Annotated in this window: 17 protein-coding genes; 11 read left to right on the top strand and 6 right to left on the bottom strand. The window is 55.6% G+C overall.

Annotated features, from left to right (window positions below; all coding sequences use genetic code 11):
• Nucleotides 1-12 precede the first annotated feature (12 nt).
• A complete protein-coding gene (mepM, locus tag ACMGGU_RS12095) occupies nt 13-1,332 on the top strand; it encodes a murein DD-endopeptidase MepM (protein WP_048029426.1) in 1,320 nt (439 codons plus the stop codon).
• Nucleotides 1,333-1,453: 121 nt separating this feature from the next.
• Entirely contained in the window at nt 1,454-2,425 is a 972-nt protein-coding gene (lpxM, locus tag ACMGGU_RS12090) for a lauroyl-Kdo(2)-lipid IV(A) myristoyltransferase (RefSeq protein ID WP_045908211.1), read from the top strand.
• 45 nt (nt 2,426-2,470) lie between these two features.
• On the opposite strand, the gene pyk is transcribed toward lpxM, so the two are convergent.
• Nucleotides 2,471-3,913 carry a pyruvate kinase gene (gene pyk, locus ACMGGU_RS12085; RefSeq protein WP_008500455.1) on the bottom strand — a complete coding sequence of 481 codons (1,443 nt, stop codon included), beginning with the start codon at nt 3,911-3,913 and terminating at the stop codon, nt 2,471-2,473.
• Nucleotides 3,914-4,053: 140 nt separating this feature from the next.
• A complete protein-coding gene (locus ACMGGU_RS12080; protein ID WP_023312229.1) occupies nt 4,054-4,923 on the bottom strand; it encodes a MurR/RpiR family transcriptional regulator in 870 nt (289 codons plus the stop codon).
• Between the two features lie 356 nt (nt 4,924-5,279).
• Between ACMGGU_RS12080 and zwf the strand changes: the two genes are divergently transcribed.
• The 3 genes from zwf to kdgA all read left to right on the top strand — a co-directional run bounded on the left by zwf (nt 5,280) and on the right by kdgA (nt 9,481).
• The gene (gene zwf, locus ACMGGU_RS12075) at nt 5,280-6,755 is read left to right on the top strand and encodes a glucose-6-phosphate dehydrogenase (RefSeq protein WP_023312228.1); all 1,476 of its coding nucleotides are present in this window, start codon (nt 5,280-5,282) and stop codon (nt 6,753-6,755) included.
• A gap of 233 nt (nt 6,756-6,988) precedes the next feature.
• Complete coding sequence (edd, locus tag ACMGGU_RS12070; RefSeq protein WP_045908212.1) at nt 6,989-8,800, top strand: phosphogluconate dehydratase; 1,812 nt, start codon at nt 6,989-6,991, stop codon at nt 8,798-8,800.
• A gap of 39 nt (nt 8,801-8,839) precedes the next feature.
• A complete protein-coding gene (kdgA, locus tag ACMGGU_RS12065; protein ID WP_008500459.1) occupies nt 8,840-9,481 on the top strand; it encodes a bifunctional 4-hydroxy-2-oxoglutarate aldolase/2-dehydro-3-deoxy-phosphogluconate aldolase in 642 nt (213 codons plus the stop codon).
• A 42-nt stretch (nt 9,482-9,523) separates the two neighbouring features.
• Here kdgA and purT read toward each other — a convergent pair whose 3' ends face one another.
• Nucleotides 9,524-10,702, bottom strand: a complete 1,179-nt coding sequence (gene purT, locus ACMGGU_RS12060) for a formate-dependent phosphoribosylglycinamide formyltransferase (protein ID WP_395299390.1) — start codon at nt 10,700-10,702, stop codon at nt 9,524-9,526.
• 171 nt (nt 10,703-10,873) lie between these two features.
• Here purT and ACMGGU_RS12055 point away from each other — a divergent pair, with 171 nt between their 5' ends.
• Complete coding sequence (locus ACMGGU_RS12055; RefSeq protein WP_008500461.1) at nt 10,874-11,524, top strand: tellurite resistance TerB family protein; 651 nt, start codon at nt 10,874-10,876, stop codon at nt 11,522-11,524.
• A gap of 85 nt (nt 11,525-11,609) precedes the next feature.
• Complete coding sequence (gene ptrB / locus ACMGGU_RS12050) at nt 11,610-13,670, top strand: oligopeptidase B (RefSeq protein WP_045908214.1); 2,061 nt, start codon at nt 11,610-11,612, stop codon at nt 13,668-13,670.
• Here ptrB and exoX read toward each other — a convergent pair.
• From exoX to ACMGGU_RS12035, 3 genes are all read right to left on the bottom strand, one after another.
• A complete protein-coding gene (exoX, locus tag ACMGGU_RS12045; protein ID WP_008500463.1) occupies nt 13,667-14,329 on the bottom strand; it encodes an exodeoxyribonuclease X in 663 nt (220 codons plus the stop codon). The two genes, ptrB and exoX, sit on opposite strands and share 4 nt — an antisense overlap.
• 24 nt (nt 14,330-14,353) lie before the next feature.
• Entirely contained in the window at nt 14,354-15,004 is a 651-nt protein-coding gene (locus tag ACMGGU_RS12040; RefSeq protein ID WP_048223735.1) for a carbon-nitrogen hydrolase family protein, read from the bottom strand.
• Nucleotides 15,005-15,114: 110 nt separating this feature from the next.
• On the bottom strand, nt 15,115-15,345 hold the full coding sequence (locus ACMGGU_RS12035; RefSeq protein WP_008500465.1) for a DNA polymerase III subunit theta: 231 nt from the start codon (nt 15,343-15,345) through the stop codon (nt 15,115-15,117).
• A gap of 137 nt (nt 15,346-15,482) precedes the next feature.
• Here ACMGGU_RS12035 and yobA point away from each other — a divergent pair, with 137 nt between their 5' ends.
• The 4 genes from yobA (at nt 15,483) to ACMGGU_RS12015 (ending at nt 18,226) form a co-directional block, all read left to right on the top strand.
• Nucleotides 15,483-15,854 (top strand): CopC domain-containing protein YobA, encoded by a 372-nt coding sequence (gene yobA / locus ACMGGU_RS12030; protein WP_048029432.1) that lies wholly within the window; start codon nt 15,483-15,485, stop codon nt 15,852-15,854.
• Nucleotide 15,855: 1 nt separating this feature from the next.
• Nucleotides 15,856-16,725, top strand: coding sequence for a copper homeostasis membrane protein CopD (copD, locus tag ACMGGU_RS12025; RefSeq protein WP_126533677.1), 870 nt, complete (start codon nt 15,856-15,858; stop codon nt 16,723-16,725).
• A gap of 16 nt (nt 16,726-16,741) precedes the next feature.
• Complete coding sequence (locus ACMGGU_RS12020; RefSeq protein ID WP_048029434.1) at nt 16,742-17,080, top strand: YebY family protein; 339 nt, start codon at nt 16,742-16,744, stop codon at nt 17,078-17,080.
• Between the two features lie 654 nt (nt 17,081-17,734).
• Complete coding sequence (locus ACMGGU_RS12015; protein WP_395299389.1) at nt 17,735-18,226, top strand: hypothetical protein; 492 nt, start codon at nt 17,735-17,737, stop codon at nt 18,224-18,226.
• Nucleotides 18,227-18,354 lie beyond the last annotated feature (128 nt).

Here is an 18,354-nt window from a genome sequence, read left to right as displayed (position 1 = left end):
GGAAGTGAATACGTGCAACAGATAGCCCGCTCTGTCGCCCTGGCATTTAACAATCTGCCCCGACCCCACCGCGTCATGCTGGGGTCGCTTACAGTACTCACCTTAGCGGTCGCCGTCTGGCGGCCCTATGTTTACCACCCGAGTTCTGCCCCTATCATCAAAACCATCGAGCTTGAAAAGAGCGAAATCCGCTCTTTGCTGCCTGAAGCCAGCGAGCCTATCGACCAGTCGGCTCAGGAAGATGAAGCTATTCCACAGGATGAACTGGACGATAAAACCGAGAACGAAGCGGGTATTCACGAATATGTTGTTTCTACCGGGGACACGCTGAGCAGCGTGCTGAACCAGTACGGCATCGACATGGGGAATATCAGCCAGCTGGCGGCGGCAGATAAAGATCTTCGCAACCTGAAAATTGGGCAACAGCTCTCCTGGACGCTAACGGCCGATGGCGATCTGCAGCGTCTGACCTGGGAAATGTCCCGCCGCGAAACCCGCACCTACGATCGCACGGCGACGGGCTTTAAAATGACCAGCGAAATGCAGAAGGGCGACTGGGTTAACAGCGTTCTGAAAGGCACCGTGGGGGCAAGCTTTGTTTCCAGCGCGCGTGATGCAGGGTTGACCAGCGCTGAAATCAGTTCGGTGATCAAAGCCATGCAGTGGCAGATGGATTTCCGCAAACTGAAGAAGGGCGATGAGTTCTCCGTTCTGATGTCCCGCGAAATGCTGGATGGTAAGCGCGAGCAAAGCCAGCTGCTGGGCGTGCGTCTGCGCTCCGAGGGCAAAGATTACTACGCGATCCGTGCCGAAGACGGTAAGTTCTACGACCGCAGCGGTACGGGCCTTGCAAAAGGCTTCCTGCGCTTCCCGACGGCTAAACAGTTCCGCGTCTCCTCGAACTTTAACCCGCGTCGTCTGAACCCGGTAACCGGGCGTGTCGCACCACACCGTGGCGTTGACTTTGCCATGCCGCAGGGGACACCGGTTCTGGCGGTAGGGGATGGTGAAGTGGTGGTGGCCAAACGTAGCGGTGCAGCCGGGTATTACGTCGCGGTACGTCATGGCCGTACGTATACGACCCGCTACATGCACCTGCGTAAGCTGCTGGTTAAACCGGGCCAGAAGGTGAAACGTGGCGATCGTATTGCGATCTCTGGTAATACCGGACGCTCTACCGGCCCGCATCTGCACTATGAAGTGTGGATTAACCAACAGGCTGTGAACCCGCTGACGGCGAAACTGCCGCGCACCGAAGGCCTGACAGGTAAAGATCGTACTGATTATCTGGCGCAGGTGAAAGAGGTATTGCCGCAGCTGAGCTTAGACTAAGCCCTCTGTTTTTGTTAAAAAAGCCGGCGCACACTGACGCCGGCTTTTTCTTTTGTGCGCGGACGACTGCCTCGCTACACTATCTGAATAATTTTTTGCGTCATCAGACCCTGGATCCAGCATGGAAACCCAAAAAAACAATATTGAATACATTCCTGAGTTTGAAAAATCCTTTCGTCATCCGCGCAACTGGGGCGCCTGGCTTGGCGTTTATGCCTTTGCGGGGATAGCGATGCTGCCGGCTTCCGTCCGCGATCCTGTCCTGGGTAAAATTGGCCGTCTGGCCGGACGTTTTGGCAAGAGTGCCCGCCGTCGCGCGCAGATCAACCTCTATTACTGTTTTCCGGAAAAGAGTGATGCCGAGCGCGAGGCAATCATTGATGAGATGTATACCACCGCACCGCAGGCCATGGCGATGATGGCGGAGCTGGCGCTGAAAGGGCCGGATAAAATTGTCGATCGCGTTGACTGGAAAGGGCTGGAAATCATCGAGGAGATGCGTCGCAATGACGAGAAAGTCATTTTTCTTGTCCCACACGGCTGGGGCGTTGATATTCCGGCGATGCTGATGGCCTCTCAGGGCCAGAAGATGGCGGCAATGTTCCACAATCAGGGCAATAAGATTTTCGATTTTGTCTGGAATACGGTGCGTCGTCGTTTTGGTGGACGCCTGCATGCCCGTAACGATGGCATTAAGCCCTTCATTCAGTCGGTACGCCAGGGGTACTGGGGCTACTATCTGCCGGATCAGGACCATGGCCCCGAGCACAGCGAGTTTGTCGATTTCTTTGCGACTTATAAAGCGACGCTCCCCGCGATTGGTCGCCTGATGAAAGTTTGTCGTGCCCGGGTGATCCCGCTGTTCCCGGTCTATGACGGCAAAACGCATCGCCTGAGTATTGAGGTTCGTCCGCCGATGGACGATCTGCTCACCGCCGATGACCACACCATTGCGCGTCGGATGAACGAAGAGGTGGAGATTCTGGTGGGACCGCATGCGGAACAGTACACGTGGATTTTGAAGCTGCTTAAAACGCGCAAACCGGGTGAAACAGAGCCGTATAAACGCAAAGAGCTGTATCCAACGAAATAAAAAAAGCCCTCTCCATCTGGAGAGGGCTTTTTAACAGAGACATTATTATTCGACGGTCATAACGCGGGTGGTGTTGGTTGAGCCGATGGTGCTCATCACATCGCCCTGGGTCACAATGACGATATCACCGGACACCAGATAGCCTTTGTCGCGCAGCAGGTTTACGGCATCGTGCGCGGCGGCCACGCCGTCATTGGTGCTGTCGAAGTGAACCGGCGTCACGCCGCGGTACAGCGCCGTCAGGTTCAGCGTACGTTCGTGACGGGACATGGCGAAGATCGGCAGACCCGAGCTGATACGCGAGGTCATCAGCGCGGTGCGGCCAGATTCGGTCATGGTAATGATCGCGGTAACGCCCTTAAGATGGTTTGCCGCATACATTGCCGACATCGCAATCGCTTCTTCCACGTTGTCGAACTGCACGTCCAGACGGTGTTTAGAGACGTTGATGCTAGGGATCTTTTCAGCGCCCAGGCAGACGCGCGCCATGGCGGCCACGGTTTCTGCCGGATACTGGCCCGCTGCGGTTTCTGCGGAGAGCATCACCGCATCGGTTCCGTCCAGCACGGCGTTTGCCACGTCCATGACTTCGGCACGGGTTGGCATCGGGTTAGTGATCATCGATTCCATCATCTGAGTCGCGGTGATCACCGCGCGGTTCAGCTGACGTGCGCGACGAATCAGGGCTTTCTGAATACCGACCAGCTCAGGGTCGCCGATTTCCACACCCAGGTCGCCGCGTGCAACCATCACCACGTCAGACGCGAGGATCACGTCGTCCATGGCGTCCTGATCGCAAACGGCTTCCGCACGCTCAACTTTGGCGACGATTTTGGCATCGCAGCCTGCATCGCGTGCCAGGCGACGCGCATAGTTCAGATCTTCGCCGCAGCGCGGGAAGGAGACAGCCAGGTAATCAACGCCGATCAGCGCAGCCGTCACGATGTCCGCTTTGTCTTTATCGGTGAGAGCTTCTGCAGAGAGGCCGCCGCCCAGTTTGTTGATGCCTTTATTGTTGGAGAGCGGGCCGCCGACGGTAACTTCGGTGAACACTTTCATGCCCTGAACTTCCAGCACTTTCAGCTGTACGCGGCCGTCATCAAGCAGCAGGATATCGCCAGGTACGACGTCAGCCGGGAGGCCTTTATAGTCGATACCGACTTTTTCTTTATCGCCTTCGCCTTTGCCCAGGTTGGCATCCAGCAGAAATTTGTCGCCGATATTGAGGAAAACTTTCCCCTCTTTAAAGGTGGAGACACGAATTTTAGGACCCTGCAAATCGCCGAGGATAGCAACGTGGCGGCCCAGTTTAGCTGCGATTTCACGCACTTTATCGGCACGTAATTTATGGTCTTCTGGCGTACCGTGAGAGAAGTTCATACGCACCACGTTGGCACCGGCGGCGATAATTTTTTCGAGATTATTATCGCGATCGGTGGCCGGGCCTAAGGTGGTTACGATCTTGGTTCTGCGAAGCCTTCTGGACATGTAATACTCCGTTGACTGAAACAACTTTGGTGTTGCGTGAACATTGAATCGGCCTTCATCTGCTGCAAGGCAGCGGCGAGGGGACCGAATGCCGTAAATCGTTACATCGTCATTATTCGTGACGTATTCGTTATCAACTATCAGGGAACATCGCTCTTTATAAGCAATTCTTTATCAAAACGCGATTCCTTCAGCGCTTCCTTGACCCGCTTCAAGTTATCCCGGAATTTTGCCCCCCGACGTAAGGTAAAACCGGTCGCGAGCACGTCAATCACGGTGAGCTGGGCCAGGCGGGAGACCATCGGCATATAAATGTCGGTGTCTTCCGGCACGTCGAGGGTGATCGCCAGCGTTGCCTCACGCGCCAGCGGCGTGCCTGCCGTGGTCAGCGCAATCACCATGGCATCGTTTTCACGGGCCAGCTGCGCCAGCTCAACCTGACTCTTGGTGCGGCCGGTATGCGAAATCAGTACCACGACGTCATCTTCACTGCAATTCATACAGCTCATGCGTTGCAGGACAATGTCATCGGAATAAATCACCGGGACGTTAAAGCGGAAAAATTTGTTCATGGCGTCATGCGCGACGGCTGCCGACGACCCGAGCCCAAAGAACGCAATTCGCTTGGCCTGGGTGAGTAAATCCACCGCGCGATTCACGGAGCTCATGTCCAGTGACTGACGGACGTGGTCGAGCGAAGCCATGGCCGACTCAAAAATTTTCGCGGTATAGGCATCAACGCTGTCGTCTTCATCCACATTACGATTAACATAAGGGGTGCCGTTAGCCAGACTTTGCGCCAGATGCAGTTTAAAATCAGGAAAGCCGCGCGTTTCCAGGCTGCGGCAAAAGCGATTGACCGTGGGTTCGCTAACACCCGCTTCCTGTGCCAGAGCGGCGATGCTTGAATGAATCGCCTGAGCGGGAGAGGCGAGAATGACCTCGGCCACTTTTCGCTCGGATTTGCTAAGGTGTTCCAGTTGAAACTGGATTTTTTCCAGCATGTTCATGTTAACAGGATGCTCATGGGTGTAAACGATTTCATAAATTGATGAAATCGTGATTCGATTTAGCCGATATTACCCTTGTGGCTTCCATTAAGGGTAACAATCGACAAGATAATGTTGTTGTTTTTTTTCATTACTTGATCGGTGTCGGGTTTTGCTATGACCCTGTTGCGCAAAGAAACGACGGTTGTTGCGTCATTAAGCCGTCGAAATCATCCAAAGGGTGAAAAATCGCGGTATCGCACGCGACGATAAGCGCTAATGGTTTCGGGAATGACGTAAAAGCAGTACAGTGCATTGTAATAAAATTACAACGATACCTGGCAGAAGTACCAGGTGATCTAACTGAGGAGAATGACATGGCGGTAACGCAAACAGCCCAGGCATGTGACCTGGTCATTTTCGGCGCGAAAGGCGATCTTGCACGCCGAAAATTGCTGCCTTCCCTGTATCAACTGGAGAAAGCGGGCCAAATTCATCCGGATACCCGTATCCTGGGTGTAGGGCGCGCCGACTGGGACAAGGACGCTTATACCAAAGTCGTCCGCGAGGCGCTCGAAACTTTCATGAAGGAAAAAATTGATGAAAGTTTGTGGGATACCCTGAGTGGACGTCTCGATTTCTGCAACCTGGACGTTAATGACGTCAGCGCGTTTACCCGCTTAGGCGCGATGCTGGATCAGAAAAACCGTGTCACGATTAACTATTTCGCCATGCCGCCAAGCACCTTCGGCGCCATCTGCAAAGGCCTGGGCGAAGCCAAACTGAATGCCAAACCGGCGCGCGTCGTGATGGAGAAGCCGCTGGGTACGTCGCTGGCAACCTCGCGTGAAATCAACGACCAGGTGGGCGAGTTCTTTGAAGAGTGCCAGGTCTACCGTATCGACCACTATCTCGGTAAAGAGACGGTACTGAACCTGCTGGCCCTGCGTTTCGCTAACTCGCTGTTTGTGAATAACTGGGACAACCGCACTATCGACCACGTGGAAATCACCGTGGCAGAAGAGGTGGGTATTGAAGGCCGCTGGGGTTACTTTGACCAGGCCGGCCAGATGCGCGACATGATCCAGAACCACCTGCTGCAGATTCTGTGCATGATTGCCATGTCTCCACCGTCTGACCTGACGGCGGACAGCATCCGTGACGCAAAAGTGAAAGTGCTGAAATCGCTGCGCCGCATCGACCGCTCCAACGTGCGTGAGAAGACCGTTCGCGGCCAGTACACCGCCGGGTTTGCGCAGGGCAAAAAAGTGCCGGGCTACCTGGAAGAAGAGGGCGCGAACAAGTCCAGCAACACCGAGACGTTCGTGGCGATCCGCGTGGATATCGACGACTGGCGCTGGGCGGGTGTTCCGTTCTACCTGCGCACCGGTAAGCGTCTGCCTGCGAAATGTTCCGAAGTGGTTGTCTACTTTAAGAACCCGGAACTGAACCTGTTCAAAGAGTCCTGGCAGGAGCTGCCGCAGAACAAGCTGACCATTCGTCTGCAGCCGGACGAGGGCGTGGATATCCAGATCCTGAACAAAGTGCCGGGCCTGGATCATAAACACAACCTGCAGACCACCAAGCTGGATCTGAGCTACTCCGAAACCTTCAACCAGACGCACCTGGCCGATGCGTACGAGCGTCTGCTGCTGGAAACCATGCGCGGTATTCAGGCGTTGTTCGTGCGTCGCGATGAAGTGGAAGAGGCGTGGAAATGGGTCGACTCCATCACCGAAGCCTGGGCTGCCGATCAGGATGCGCCAAAACCGTATCAGGCGGGTACCTGGGGGCCTGTCGCATCGGTGGCGATGATCACCCGCGATGGCCGCTCCTGGAATGAGTTTGAGTAAGATAATCCGCTAGCCCGAAAGTGTTATTTTACCGGTAACATGATCTAACACAGCTCGTGGCACAATTTTCAACTTTTAAGCTCCGCGTGGATTCACCCGCGGAGCTTTTTTTATTACACTGCCGGAAGTGATTTTGCCCCTGAGCTCCGGACAGCAAGCGTTTCAGCGTTGTTAACAACTGCCAGCGACTTTGTAAACTCCCGAGCCCGGACAGATAAATGAGAGGAGCTTTTATGAATCCGACATTGTTACGCGTAACACAGCGCATTATTGAGCGCTCGAAAGAGACCCGTTCGGCCTACCTCGCCCGGATTGAGCAGGCAAAGAGCAACACCGTCCACCGATCTCAACTGGCCTGCGGTAACCTGGCGCACGGCTTCGCCGCCTGCCAGCCTGACGATAAAGCGTCGCTGAAAAGCATGTTGCGTAACAATATCGCCATCATTACCGCCTATAACGATATGCTCTCCGCGCACCAGCCCTATGAGGTTTATCCGGATATCATCCGTAAAGCGCTGCACAGCGTGAATGCGGTCGGCCAGGTGGCGGGTGGGGTACCCGCCATGTGCGACGGCGTAACACAGGGTCAGGACGGTATGGAGCTCTCCCTGCTGAGCCGCGAAGTGATTGCCATGTCCGCGGCGGTGGGTCTGTCACACAACATGTTTGATGGCGCGCTCTATCTCGGCGTGTGCGACAAGATTGTTCCGGGCCTGGTGATGGCCGCGCTGTCGTTTGGTCATCTGCCTGCGATCTTCGTGCCCTCGGGCCCAATGGCAAGCGGCCTGCCGAACAAAGAAAAAGTGCGCATTCGCCAGCTGTACGCGGAAGGGAAAGCAGACCGTCAGGCGCTGCTGGAGGCGGAAGCCGCGTCCTACCATGCGCCGGGCACCTGTACGTTCTACGGTACCGCGAACACGAACCAGATGGTGGTGGAGTTTATGGGGATGCAGCTTCCGGGCTCATCCTTTATCCAGCCGGACGCGCCGCTGCGCAAAGCGCTGACCGAGGCTGCGGCCCGTCAGGTCACGCGTCTTACCGGCAACGGCAACGAATGGATGCCGATGGGCAAAATGGTCGACGAAAAGGTCATCGTCAACGGGATTGTCGCGCTGCTGGCAACCGGTGGGTCAACCAACCACACCATGCACCTGGTGGCCATGGCGCGTGCTGCGGGCATTCTGATTAACTGGGATGACTTCTCCGAGATCTCTTCCGTGGTGCCGTTGATGGCACGCCTGTACCCGAATGGCCCGGCGGACATCAACCACTTCCAGGCCGCGGGCGGCGTACCGCTGCTGATGCGCGAGTTGCTGAAAGGCGGTCTGCTGCATGAAGATGTCAACACCGTGGCGGGCTTTGGCCTGCAGCGCTACACCCAGGAGCCATGGCTGAACAACGGCGAGCTGGACTGGCGTGAAGGGGCGAGCGCGTCTCTTGATGCGCAGGTTATCGCCACCATCGACAAACCGTTCTCTCCTCACGGTGGCACCAAAGTGCTCAGCGGTAACCTCGGTCGCGCGGTGATGAAGACCTCTGCCGTACCGGAAGAGAACCAGATTATCGAAGCGCCGGCGGTGGTATTTGAAAGCCAGCACGACGTATTACCTGCCTTTGACGCCGGTCTGCTCGATAAAGACTGCGTGGTAGTGGTGCGTCATCAGGGGCCAAAAGCCAACGGGATGCCAGAATTACATAAACTTATGCCACCACTTGGTGTATTATTGGACCGCCGTTTCAAAATTGCACTGGTGACCGATGGACGCCTCTCTGGCGCCTCAGGTAAAGTGCCTTCAGCCATCCACGTGACGCCGGAAGCGTACGACGGTGGCCTGCTGGCGAAAGTGCGTGACGGTGACATGATCCGCGTTAACGGTCAGACAGGCGAGTTAACCCTGCTGGTGGATGATGCCGAACTGGCGGCACGTCAGCCCCATATTCCTGACCTGAGCGCGTCGCGCGTGGGAACAGGACGCGAAATGTTTGGCGCGCTGCGTGAGAAACTCTCCGGTGCTGAGCAGGGCGCAACCTGTATTACGTTTTAAGACGACTTGATTTTAACGATCTGGCGAGAGAAAACTCTGATGAAAAACTGGAAAACAAGTGCAGAAGCAATCCTGACCACGGGCCCTGTCGTGCCGGTTATCGTGGTAAACAAGCTGGAGCACGCTGTACCGATGGCGAAAGCGCTGGTTGCGGGCGGCGTTCGCGTTCTGGAAGTGACCCTGCGTACCGCCTGCGCGATGGACGCCATTCGCGCCATTGCTAAAGAAGTGCCGGACGCCATCATCGGTGCGGGTACCGTGACGAACGCAAAACAGCTGGCTGAAGTGACCGAAGCGGGCGCACAGTTTGCCATCAGCCCGGGCCTGACCGAGTCGCTGCTGAAGGCCGCGACCGAAGGCACTATTCCGCTGATCCCGGGTATCAGCACCGTCTCTGAACTGATGCTGGGCATGGACTACGGTCTGAAAGAGTTTAAATTCTTCCCGGCGGAAGCGAACGGCGGCACCAAAGCGCTGCAGGCCATTGCCGGTCCTTTCTCCCAGGTACGCTTCTGCCCGACGGGCGGTATTTCTCCTGCCAACTACCGTGACTACCTGGCGCTGAAAAGCGTGCTGTGCATCGGTGGCTCATGGCTGGTTCCGGCGGATGCGCTGGAAGCGGGCGACTGGGATCGCATCACAAAACTGGCTCGCGAAGCGGTGGAAGGTGCGAAGCAGTAAGTCATTCGCCGCATGAAAAACGGGCCTTACGGCCCGTTTTTTTTATCCTGCAACCTTGACGCTCGCAGCGGCCGCTTTCGCTCTCGCCACGGCGTCGTCAACGTTATCCCCGGTGGCTAATGCCACGCCGAGACGGCGGGTTCCGTCGATCTCCGGCTTACCGAACAAACGTACCTGCAACCCGGCACCCACCGCCGCGTCGACGTTATCAAACGTAACGTTCTGGCTGGTTAACTGCGGCAGGATCACCGCCGAGGCGGCCGGGCCATACTGACGGATACCGCCGACGGGCAGGCCGAGGAAGGCGCGCACGTGCAGAGCGAACTCGGAAAGATCCTGCGAAATGAGCGTGACCATGCCGGTGTCATGCGGGCGCGGGGAGACCTCGCTGAAAATCACCTCATCACCGCACACAAACAGCTCCACGCCAAACAGGCCATAGCCGCCCAGCGCCAGGACGGTTTTACGGGCGATCGCCTGCGCACGCTCCAGCGCCAGAGCACTCATCTGCTGCGGCTGCCAGGATTCGCGGTAATCGCCATCCTCCTGGCGGTGGCCAATCGGGTCGCAGAAATGGACGCCGTCAACGGCGCTGACGGTCAGCAGGGTGATCTCGAAATCAAACTTCACCACGCCTTCGACGATGACGCGACCGGCACCGGCGCGGCCACCCTGCTGGGCGTAATCCCACGCCTTATCGAGCGTGCTGCTGTCGCGAATGAAGCTCTGTCCTTTACCGGAGGAGCTCATCACCGGCTTAACGATGCACGGGTAACCAATCTCCTCTACGGCCTGCAGGAATGCGGCCTTATCGCCAGCAAAACGATAGCTCGAGGTGGGCAATTCCAGCTCTTCCGCCGCCAGGCGACGAATGCCCTCGCGGTTCATGGTCAGCTTTGCGGCTTTCGCGCAGGGCACCACGCGCTGGCCTTCCTGCTCAAGCGCAATCAGCGTATCGGTGGCGATGGCTTCAATTTCCGGTACCACGAAATCGGGTTTCTCGCGCGTAATCAGCTCGCGAAGGGCATCGCCATCCAGCATGTTAATCACATAAGAACGATGGGCGACGTGCATGGCGGGCGCATCGGCGTAACGGTCTACGGCAATGACTTCCACACCTAAACGCTGGCACTCAATGGCGACCTCTTTTCCCAGCTCGCCCGATCCCAACAGCATCACTCGCGTCGCCGCAGGTCGCAGCGCGGTTCCTAAACGAATCATAACAATCCCCCTGAAAAAGTTGCGGGCAGTATAAACGAAAACGTTTGCGTCTGTCTTGTGCACTGCTAAGCGCGGGAGGAAGAAATTTGCGCTTCTTTAGCCCGGCCAGACATTTCCTGACGCCTGCTCGCTTACGCTGTGGAACATATTCACCGTTAAGTGAGGGAAACCATGTCTGGCTGGCTAAATCAATTGCAATCACTGTTAGGGCAGAAAACATCGTCTTCCGGCGAGCGGGACCTCAGTAAACTGCTGGTACCCGGGGCGCTCGGCGGCTTGGCTGGCCTGCTGGTCGCGAATAAATCCTCGCGCAAGCTGCTGGCAAAGTACGGGACAGGCGCGTTGCTGGCCGGTGGGGGCGCCATTGCGGGCACCGTCCTGTGGAATAAATACAAGGACAGGGTCCGGACCGCGCACAGCGACGAACCGCATTATGGCGAGCATACCTCGCCGCTGGATCTGCGTACTGAACGGCTGATCCTGGCGCTGGTTTTTGCCGCGAAAAGTGACGGGCATATTGACGATAAGGAACGACTGGCGATCGAACAGCAACTGCGTGAAGCTGGCGTTGAAGAGAAGGGCAGAGCGCTGGTGGCGCAGGCCATCGAACAGCCTCTGGAGCCGCAGCGTCTGGCGCAAAGCGTGAAAAATGAGGAAGAGGCGCTTGAACTCTATTTCCTCAGCTGTGCCGCCATCGATATCGATCACTTTATGGAACGCAGCTACCTGAATGCGCTTGGAGACGCGCTGAAGATCCCCCAGGACGTGCGTGAGGGCATTGAGCGGGATATCCGGGAACAAAAACAGGCGTTACAGGGATAGTGCTCGCCGTTGCGATCCGGTTTCGCTTGCATCATGCGTGGGTTTTGCCAACCTTATAGGGTGTAAAACTAAAAAGAATGATGACATGCCACCGAAAGCCCGACGTATACCTTATGCGATCACCACGCATGGCGATACGCGTATAGACAACTATTACTGGCTACGGGACGATTCGCGCTCCCGGCCAGAGGTGCTCGACTATCTGCACGAGGAAAATGACTACGGCCGCAAGGTCATGTCCAGCCAGCAGACGCTTCAGGACCAGCTGCTGAATGAGATGGTGCAGCGCATTCCTCAGCGCGATATCTCGGCGCCCTGGACCAAAAACGGCTATCGCTACCGCCATATTTACGAGCCCGGCAACGAGTATCCCATCTACCAGCGTCAGTCGGTGCTGAGCGCCGAATGGGATGCGTGGGATATTCTGCTGGATGCCAACCAGCGCGCCGCCCACAGCGAGTTTTATACTCTGGGCGGCATGTCCATTTCACCGGATAACGCGGTAATGGCGCTGGCGGAGGATTATCTCTCGCGTCGCCAGTACGGCCTGCGTTTTCGCAATCTGGACACCGGCAACTGGTATCCTGAAATGCTGGAAAACGTCTCCCCGGATTTTGTCTGGGCGAATGATTCCGAGACGGTTTACTACGTCAAAAAGCATGCCTCTACGCTGCTGCCCTATCAGGTATGGCGGCATACCGTGGGAACGGACTCTGCAGACGACGAGCTGGTCTATGAAGAGAAAGACGAAACGTTCTATGTCAGCCTGCATAAAACCTCCTCGCGCCATTATGTGATTATCTTCCTGGCCAGCGCCACGACGTCGGAAGTCCTGCTGCTGGATGCCGAGCTGCCCGACGCCCAGCCGCTCTGTTTCCTGCCGCGCCGGAAGGATCATGAGTACAGCCTGGATCACTTTCAGCACAGCTTTTATCTGCGTTCGAATCGCGAGGGTAAAAACTTTGGTCTCTATAAAACCAAAGTGCGTGATGAGCGCAAATGGGAGGTGCTTATCCCCGCGCGGGATCAGGTGATGCTGGAAGGGTTCACCCTGTTCACCGACTGGCTGGTGGTGGAGGAGCGTCAGCGCGGGCTGACCAGTATCCGGCAAATCAACCGTAAAACGCGGGAAGTGGTGGGGATCGCGTTCGACGACCCGGCCTATGTGACGTGGATTGGTTTCAACCCGGAACCTGAATCCTCGCGGCTGCGCTACGGCTACTCATCGATGACCACACCGGACACCCTGTTTGAGCTGGACATGGATACCGGGCAGCGCCAGGTGATTAAACAGACCGAGGTCAAAGGGTTTGAGTCTGAAAACTACCGCAGCGAGCACCTGTGGGTCACCGCCCGGGATGGCGTCGAGGTCCCCGTCTCGCTCGTCTATCACAAAGCCCATTTCCAGAAAGGCAAAAACCCGATCCTGGTGTACGGGTACGGCTCCTACGGCTCAAGCATGGATGCCGATTTCAGCAGCAGCCGATTAAGCCTGCTCGACCGCGGCTTTGTTTTCGCCATCGCCCATATTCGCGGCGGCGGTGAGCTGGGGCAGCACTGGTACGAGGACGGGAAATTCCTGAAAAAGAAAAACACCTTCAATGACTACCTCGACGTCTGCGATGCGCTGATTGAGCAGGGCTATGGCGATCCGCAGCTCTGCTTTGGCATGGGCGGCAGCGCGGGAGGCATGCTGATGGGGGCGGTGATCAACCAGCGCCCCGAGCGCTTTAAGGGGATTGTCGCGCAGGTGCCGTTTGTCGATGTGGTGACGACCATGCTCGATGAATCCATCCCGCTTACAACAGGGGAGTTCGAAGAGTGGGGCAATCCGCAGGATGAGATTTACTACCGCTATATGAAAACGTACAGCCCGTACGATAACGTGGAAGCGAAAGCCTATCCCCACATGCTTGTCACCACCGGTCTGCATGATTCTCAGGTGCAGTACTGGGAGCCGGCAAAATGGGTGGCGAAACTGCGGGAGCTGAAAACCGACGACAACCTGCTGCTGCTGTGTACCGATATGGACTCCGGTCACGGCGGGAAATCGGGTCGATTTAAATCCTACGAAGGGGTTGCTCTGGAATATGCCTTCCTGATTGGCCTGGCGCAGGAGACGCTGCCAGGCCGTGCGGAGCGTTAAGCTTCGCCCAGATAATGTTTCAGCGTCAGGCGCAGTTCCGGGCTCATTTTGTCGAGGTTGTTATACAGCCAGCGCAAATAGCCCGGGTCTTTATCCGCAATATCCGACACCGCTCTGCCCCGGTATTTACCAAAAGTAAACGTGGTCAGCAGTGCGGGGCGTCCGGTAATCGTTGCCATATCGTCCGGCGTCCAGCCCGAGGTGTTCATAATATCGATGAGTAGCGCGGCGGTGATATAGCAGTCATACAGGGCCCGGTGATGGTGAAGCCCTTCAGGCGTGCGGACGCTGAGCTTGCGGGACTTGTACAGCGCCATATTGCTGTATTTAATGCCCGGCCAGAGGCGACGCGCCAGCTTCATGGTACAAATCCATTCCCCCGGCATCTCAGGAAGCACCCGGCGGTCAAAACTGGCGTTATGCGCGACGTACCAAGGGCTACCGTAATAGTGGGGAATGATCTCTTCGATCCACGGCTTGTCCGCCACCATCGATTCGGTAATGCGATGGATAGCCATCGCCTGAGGGCTGATGGGGCGGTCGGGACGCACCAGATGGCTCATTGGGTTGACGATTTTACCATCAACCACGTCGACAGAGGCCACTTCCACAATTCCGCCCTGAAGATCGCAAGTTTCGGTATCGATGACGCGCAGCATTGAACACTCCTGAGCTTAAAACGCCTAGCCTAAAGGAATGATATCGCCTTGCCAACCCTCTCCGCCGAGCGTGCCGGTCAACAGCAGCTCGCCCCGATCGGCGCGGACGATCAACTGACCTTTTTCATCCCACAGCGCGCTACCGCCGCAGGCGTTCGCCATCAGCACCGCAATGGCATATTTATGCGCGAAGCGCTGCAGGGTACTGATGGACTGCCGCCAGCGGTGATCCTCCACGGACTGGCTGCTGGTAAACAGCGACGCTCTGGGATCGAGATTGGGGGAATCGGCATGCGCATCAATAATGCTGAGCTGTTTCTCCCCTGGCACCAGGCTGGCACCGCTACCTTGCGGGTAACGCAGGATGCGGTGACGGGCGGGCGTGAAGAGCGCGAGGCCTTTCTGGCGCTGACCGTTCCGTTCCAGGGGGAGCCCGGCAATCACGGTAATCCGGTAAAAATGCGCCGCGTCCAGCAGCGGTTCCAGCTGCGCGTCATCGGGTGGGGGAGGTAGCGTCGTCGTACCCGAGCCTGTTAATGAGAGTTCAGGGAATACCAGCAGATCGCACCGCTGCCGTGCTGCTTCGGCGATGAAGCGCAGGTGGTGCGTGATATGGTCATCGACACTCTGATGCTGCCCACCATACTGGGCTGCCGCTATATTCCAATGTGACATCGTGACTTCCTTATACACTGAGTCGCAGAAATTTAAGAATACACCTAAATTTATCAGGGTTTTCTTATCCTGCCAGATTCAGCGTAAGGAAGTGTAACGGCTCGTTAAGCTTATTTAACTTTAGGTTCGTACGGTAAACGGGAGAGGTTAACCGAGGCGAGACGGTGGGCGATGAGTCTTTCGCGAAACCAGTCGCGCAGATGGGCGGGCTGTTCCCGTTCAACGACTTCAGCCACGACAGGCATGTTGTAACGCTCTTTGAACGCGACGCCAGCGGCAGCGAGATCGACATTCACTTTATCCATCTCGTCCTGTGGAAGGGCGGCCAGATTGATCTTCATTACCTTCTCCTTTTTCTGCGGCGGCAACGTTACCGCGATTGCACGACGATGACAAGCGGAGGCAGGATGTTCCTCGACTCGTTTATTATACAGCGTTATTCTTTAGCATACAGACATAACAAAAAGGAATGATTGCGATGGGTTTCTCCGCTTCCCGCGCGGTATGCGCACTGGTTTTTCTGACCTCTACAATGATGACCTCCTCCGCGCTGGCGCATGCGCATCTTAAGCAGCCGATCCCGGCAGCGGACAGCGTGGTGAGCGCTCCACAGGCACTTACGCTGCATTTTTCAGAAGGCATCGAACCGGGATTTAGCGGTGTGGTGGTGACGGACGCACAAAAGCAGGTCATCAAAACGGGTACCGCTACGCGAGACGAAAAGAACAAGGCGCAACTCACCGTTCCGCTGGAACAAACGCTGACGTCAGGGACGTACCAGGTAGACTGGCATGTCGTCTCTGTAGACGGTCATAAAACCAAAGGCAGCTATCACTTTAGCGTGAAATAGCATGCTGGCGCTGTGTTATATCGGGTTGCGCTTTATCCATTTCGGGGCGCTGATGCTGGTTTTTGGCAACGCGCTTTACAGCGTCTGGTTTGCGCCTTCCTCTCTCCAGCGGCTGATGTCCCGGCGTTTTCAGCTGCAGCAGAAAGTGGCGGCCTTAGTGAGCCTGACGGCTGCACTCCTGATGTTTATGCTTCAGGGCGGACTGATGGGTAACGGCTGGGGAGATGTGTTTGCCCCGCAGGTCTGGTTCGGCGTGATGAGGACACAGTTTGGCGGCGTCTGGCTGTGGCAAATAATTCTTGCTGTGATGACGGTCGCTGCAGCATGGCTCGCGCCGCTGAAAGGTTCGCGGCTGCTGCTGCTCGCCATGGGCCAGCTTATTCTGTTGGCGGGGGTAGGGCACGCGGCGATGAACGACGGTCCGATGGGGGCGTTGCAGCGCCTTAATCACGCGTTTCACCTGATCTGTGCTGCTACCTGGCTTGGCGGATTACTGCCCCTGCTGTTCTGTATGCGTCTGGCGAAAGGGCGCTGGCAGAATGCCGCCATCTATACCATGATGCGCTTCTCGCGCGTGGGCCATTATGCGGTCGCGGGCGTGCTGCTCAGCGGAGCGATCAATGCGCTCATGATACTGGGCGTCCATATTCCATGGCAGGCTGACTACGTGCAGTTTTTGTTGTTCAAATGTGCGCTGGTGGCGTTGATGGTGGTAATTGCGCTGGCAAATCGGTATTTTCTGGTGCCACGGTTTCGTCCGGAGACCGGGCGAGCACAACAGATTTTTATCAGGATGACACAGGCAGAAGTGGTGCTGGGGGCGCTGGTACTGGCAACGGTCAGTCTGTTCGCCACCTGGGAACCCTTCTGACAAGGTTAAATATCATATGAAAAAGACAGTACTTTCTCTCATATTGCTGGCCTGCACGGGGAGCGCGTTAGCCGCACCGCAGGTTATCACCGTCAGCCGTTTTGAAGTGGGCAAGGATAAATGGGCGTTCAACCGCGAAGAGGTGATGCTGACCTGCCGTCCGGGCCATGCGCTGTATGCCATCAACCCGAGCACGCTGGTGCAATACCCGTTAAATGAAACCGCCGAGCAGCAGGTGGCCAGCGGAAAGAGCAGCGGCCAGCCGATTAGCATTATTCAGATCGATGACCCGGCGAATCCGGGCCAGAAAATGAGTCTGGCCCCGTTTATCGAGCGCGCCGACAAGCTCTGCTAACGTTCAGGTTTCCAATAAAAAACCGCAGATGCTTGCGAAAGCACTGCGGTTTTTCACATTTTATGATGCTCTGGCGCTTTTTTTCCGACCGCTTTAGCTGTGGACTGGAAAACCTGGCGTCGTCATCTATTCTTAAAAGGCAAGGCGACTTAGCCTGCATTAATGCCAACTTTTAGCGCACGGCTCTCTCCCAAGAGCCATTTCCCTGGACCGAATACAGGAATCGTATTCGGTCTCTTTTTATCTATTTGTTTCTCAAGCGTTTTTCGGTCTTTACCCGAAATGCCCAGAAAATTACTCGAATATTCCATATCCTGTCTAAACCATAACATAATCTGCACCGCGTACGTCCAGGTATTTTTTGGTCATTGTTAAATTTTTGTGGCCGAGCAAGCATTGAGCAAACTCCTCTCCGCGCTCCTTTTCATAGGGTCTGTTCGCGAGGCTTCTGCTCTCATGGAAAGGTGGCGAGTAAGGTCCGAATTTCAACCCGGGTGAATCCCTTATCTCTCGAACGCCCGGGGAAGACCGTCAGGAGTTAGCGGTCCAGGTTTTCTTTCTCCGCAGAGCGGGGTTCGAACATTTGGATAAAATAAGTTGGGTAAATCCAAAATCTGCCGATATGTTAAGAGATATTTTTAGGGAATGGCGTCCATGAAGACACAGAATTTACTCCTGTTTATACTCTTAACCGTGGCCCAGGGCAGTCATGCTCAAGAACAATACAATTTTGAAGCTGTAAAACCTGCAGTGATTGAATTCTTTAAGCGCGGGGCAGGAAATTCTGATAGTTGCAATGTGTTCAAAGAGCAGCTAGCAAGAAATTTTGAAGATAAGCAAACAAGGAAAATGATGATTGGTCTCTGTGACAGCGACTTAGATACAACCAAGCCAGTTTCTTTTACGGAAATGTCATTACATCATTCTGAAGGGCATCCCTATGTTTGCGGTATTCTCTCTGGTGAGACTCAACTAGGCCGAAAAATAGGTGCTCGTTTTATTGCTGCCGAACCATATCATTTGGTTCTGGGCTTCAAGTATTCACGACGACCGATAGCTTACGCAACTGATGATAAATTTCTGGTCGATGAAGTTCGATCTCAGATCAAAGCATTTAATGAACTTTATGCAAAAGCATGTAACTGAATTAAAGCTCTCTGCTTGTTCTTCAGTTTGATAATATTTTGGAACTCAGCGCACACCGACATTCAGACCGAATGGATGTATTGGTAAGCATTAAAACCCGTATTTGACGGGTTTTTAATGCTTAACTC

It is taken from the genome of Enterobacter sp. BNK-8, assembly GCF_048685095.1.
Classification (GTDB): Bacteria; Pseudomonadota; Gammaproteobacteria; order Enterobacterales; family Enterobacteriaceae; genus Enterobacter; species Enterobacter quasiroggenkampii.
This window is presented reverse-complemented; position numbering and strand designations above follow the sequence as displayed.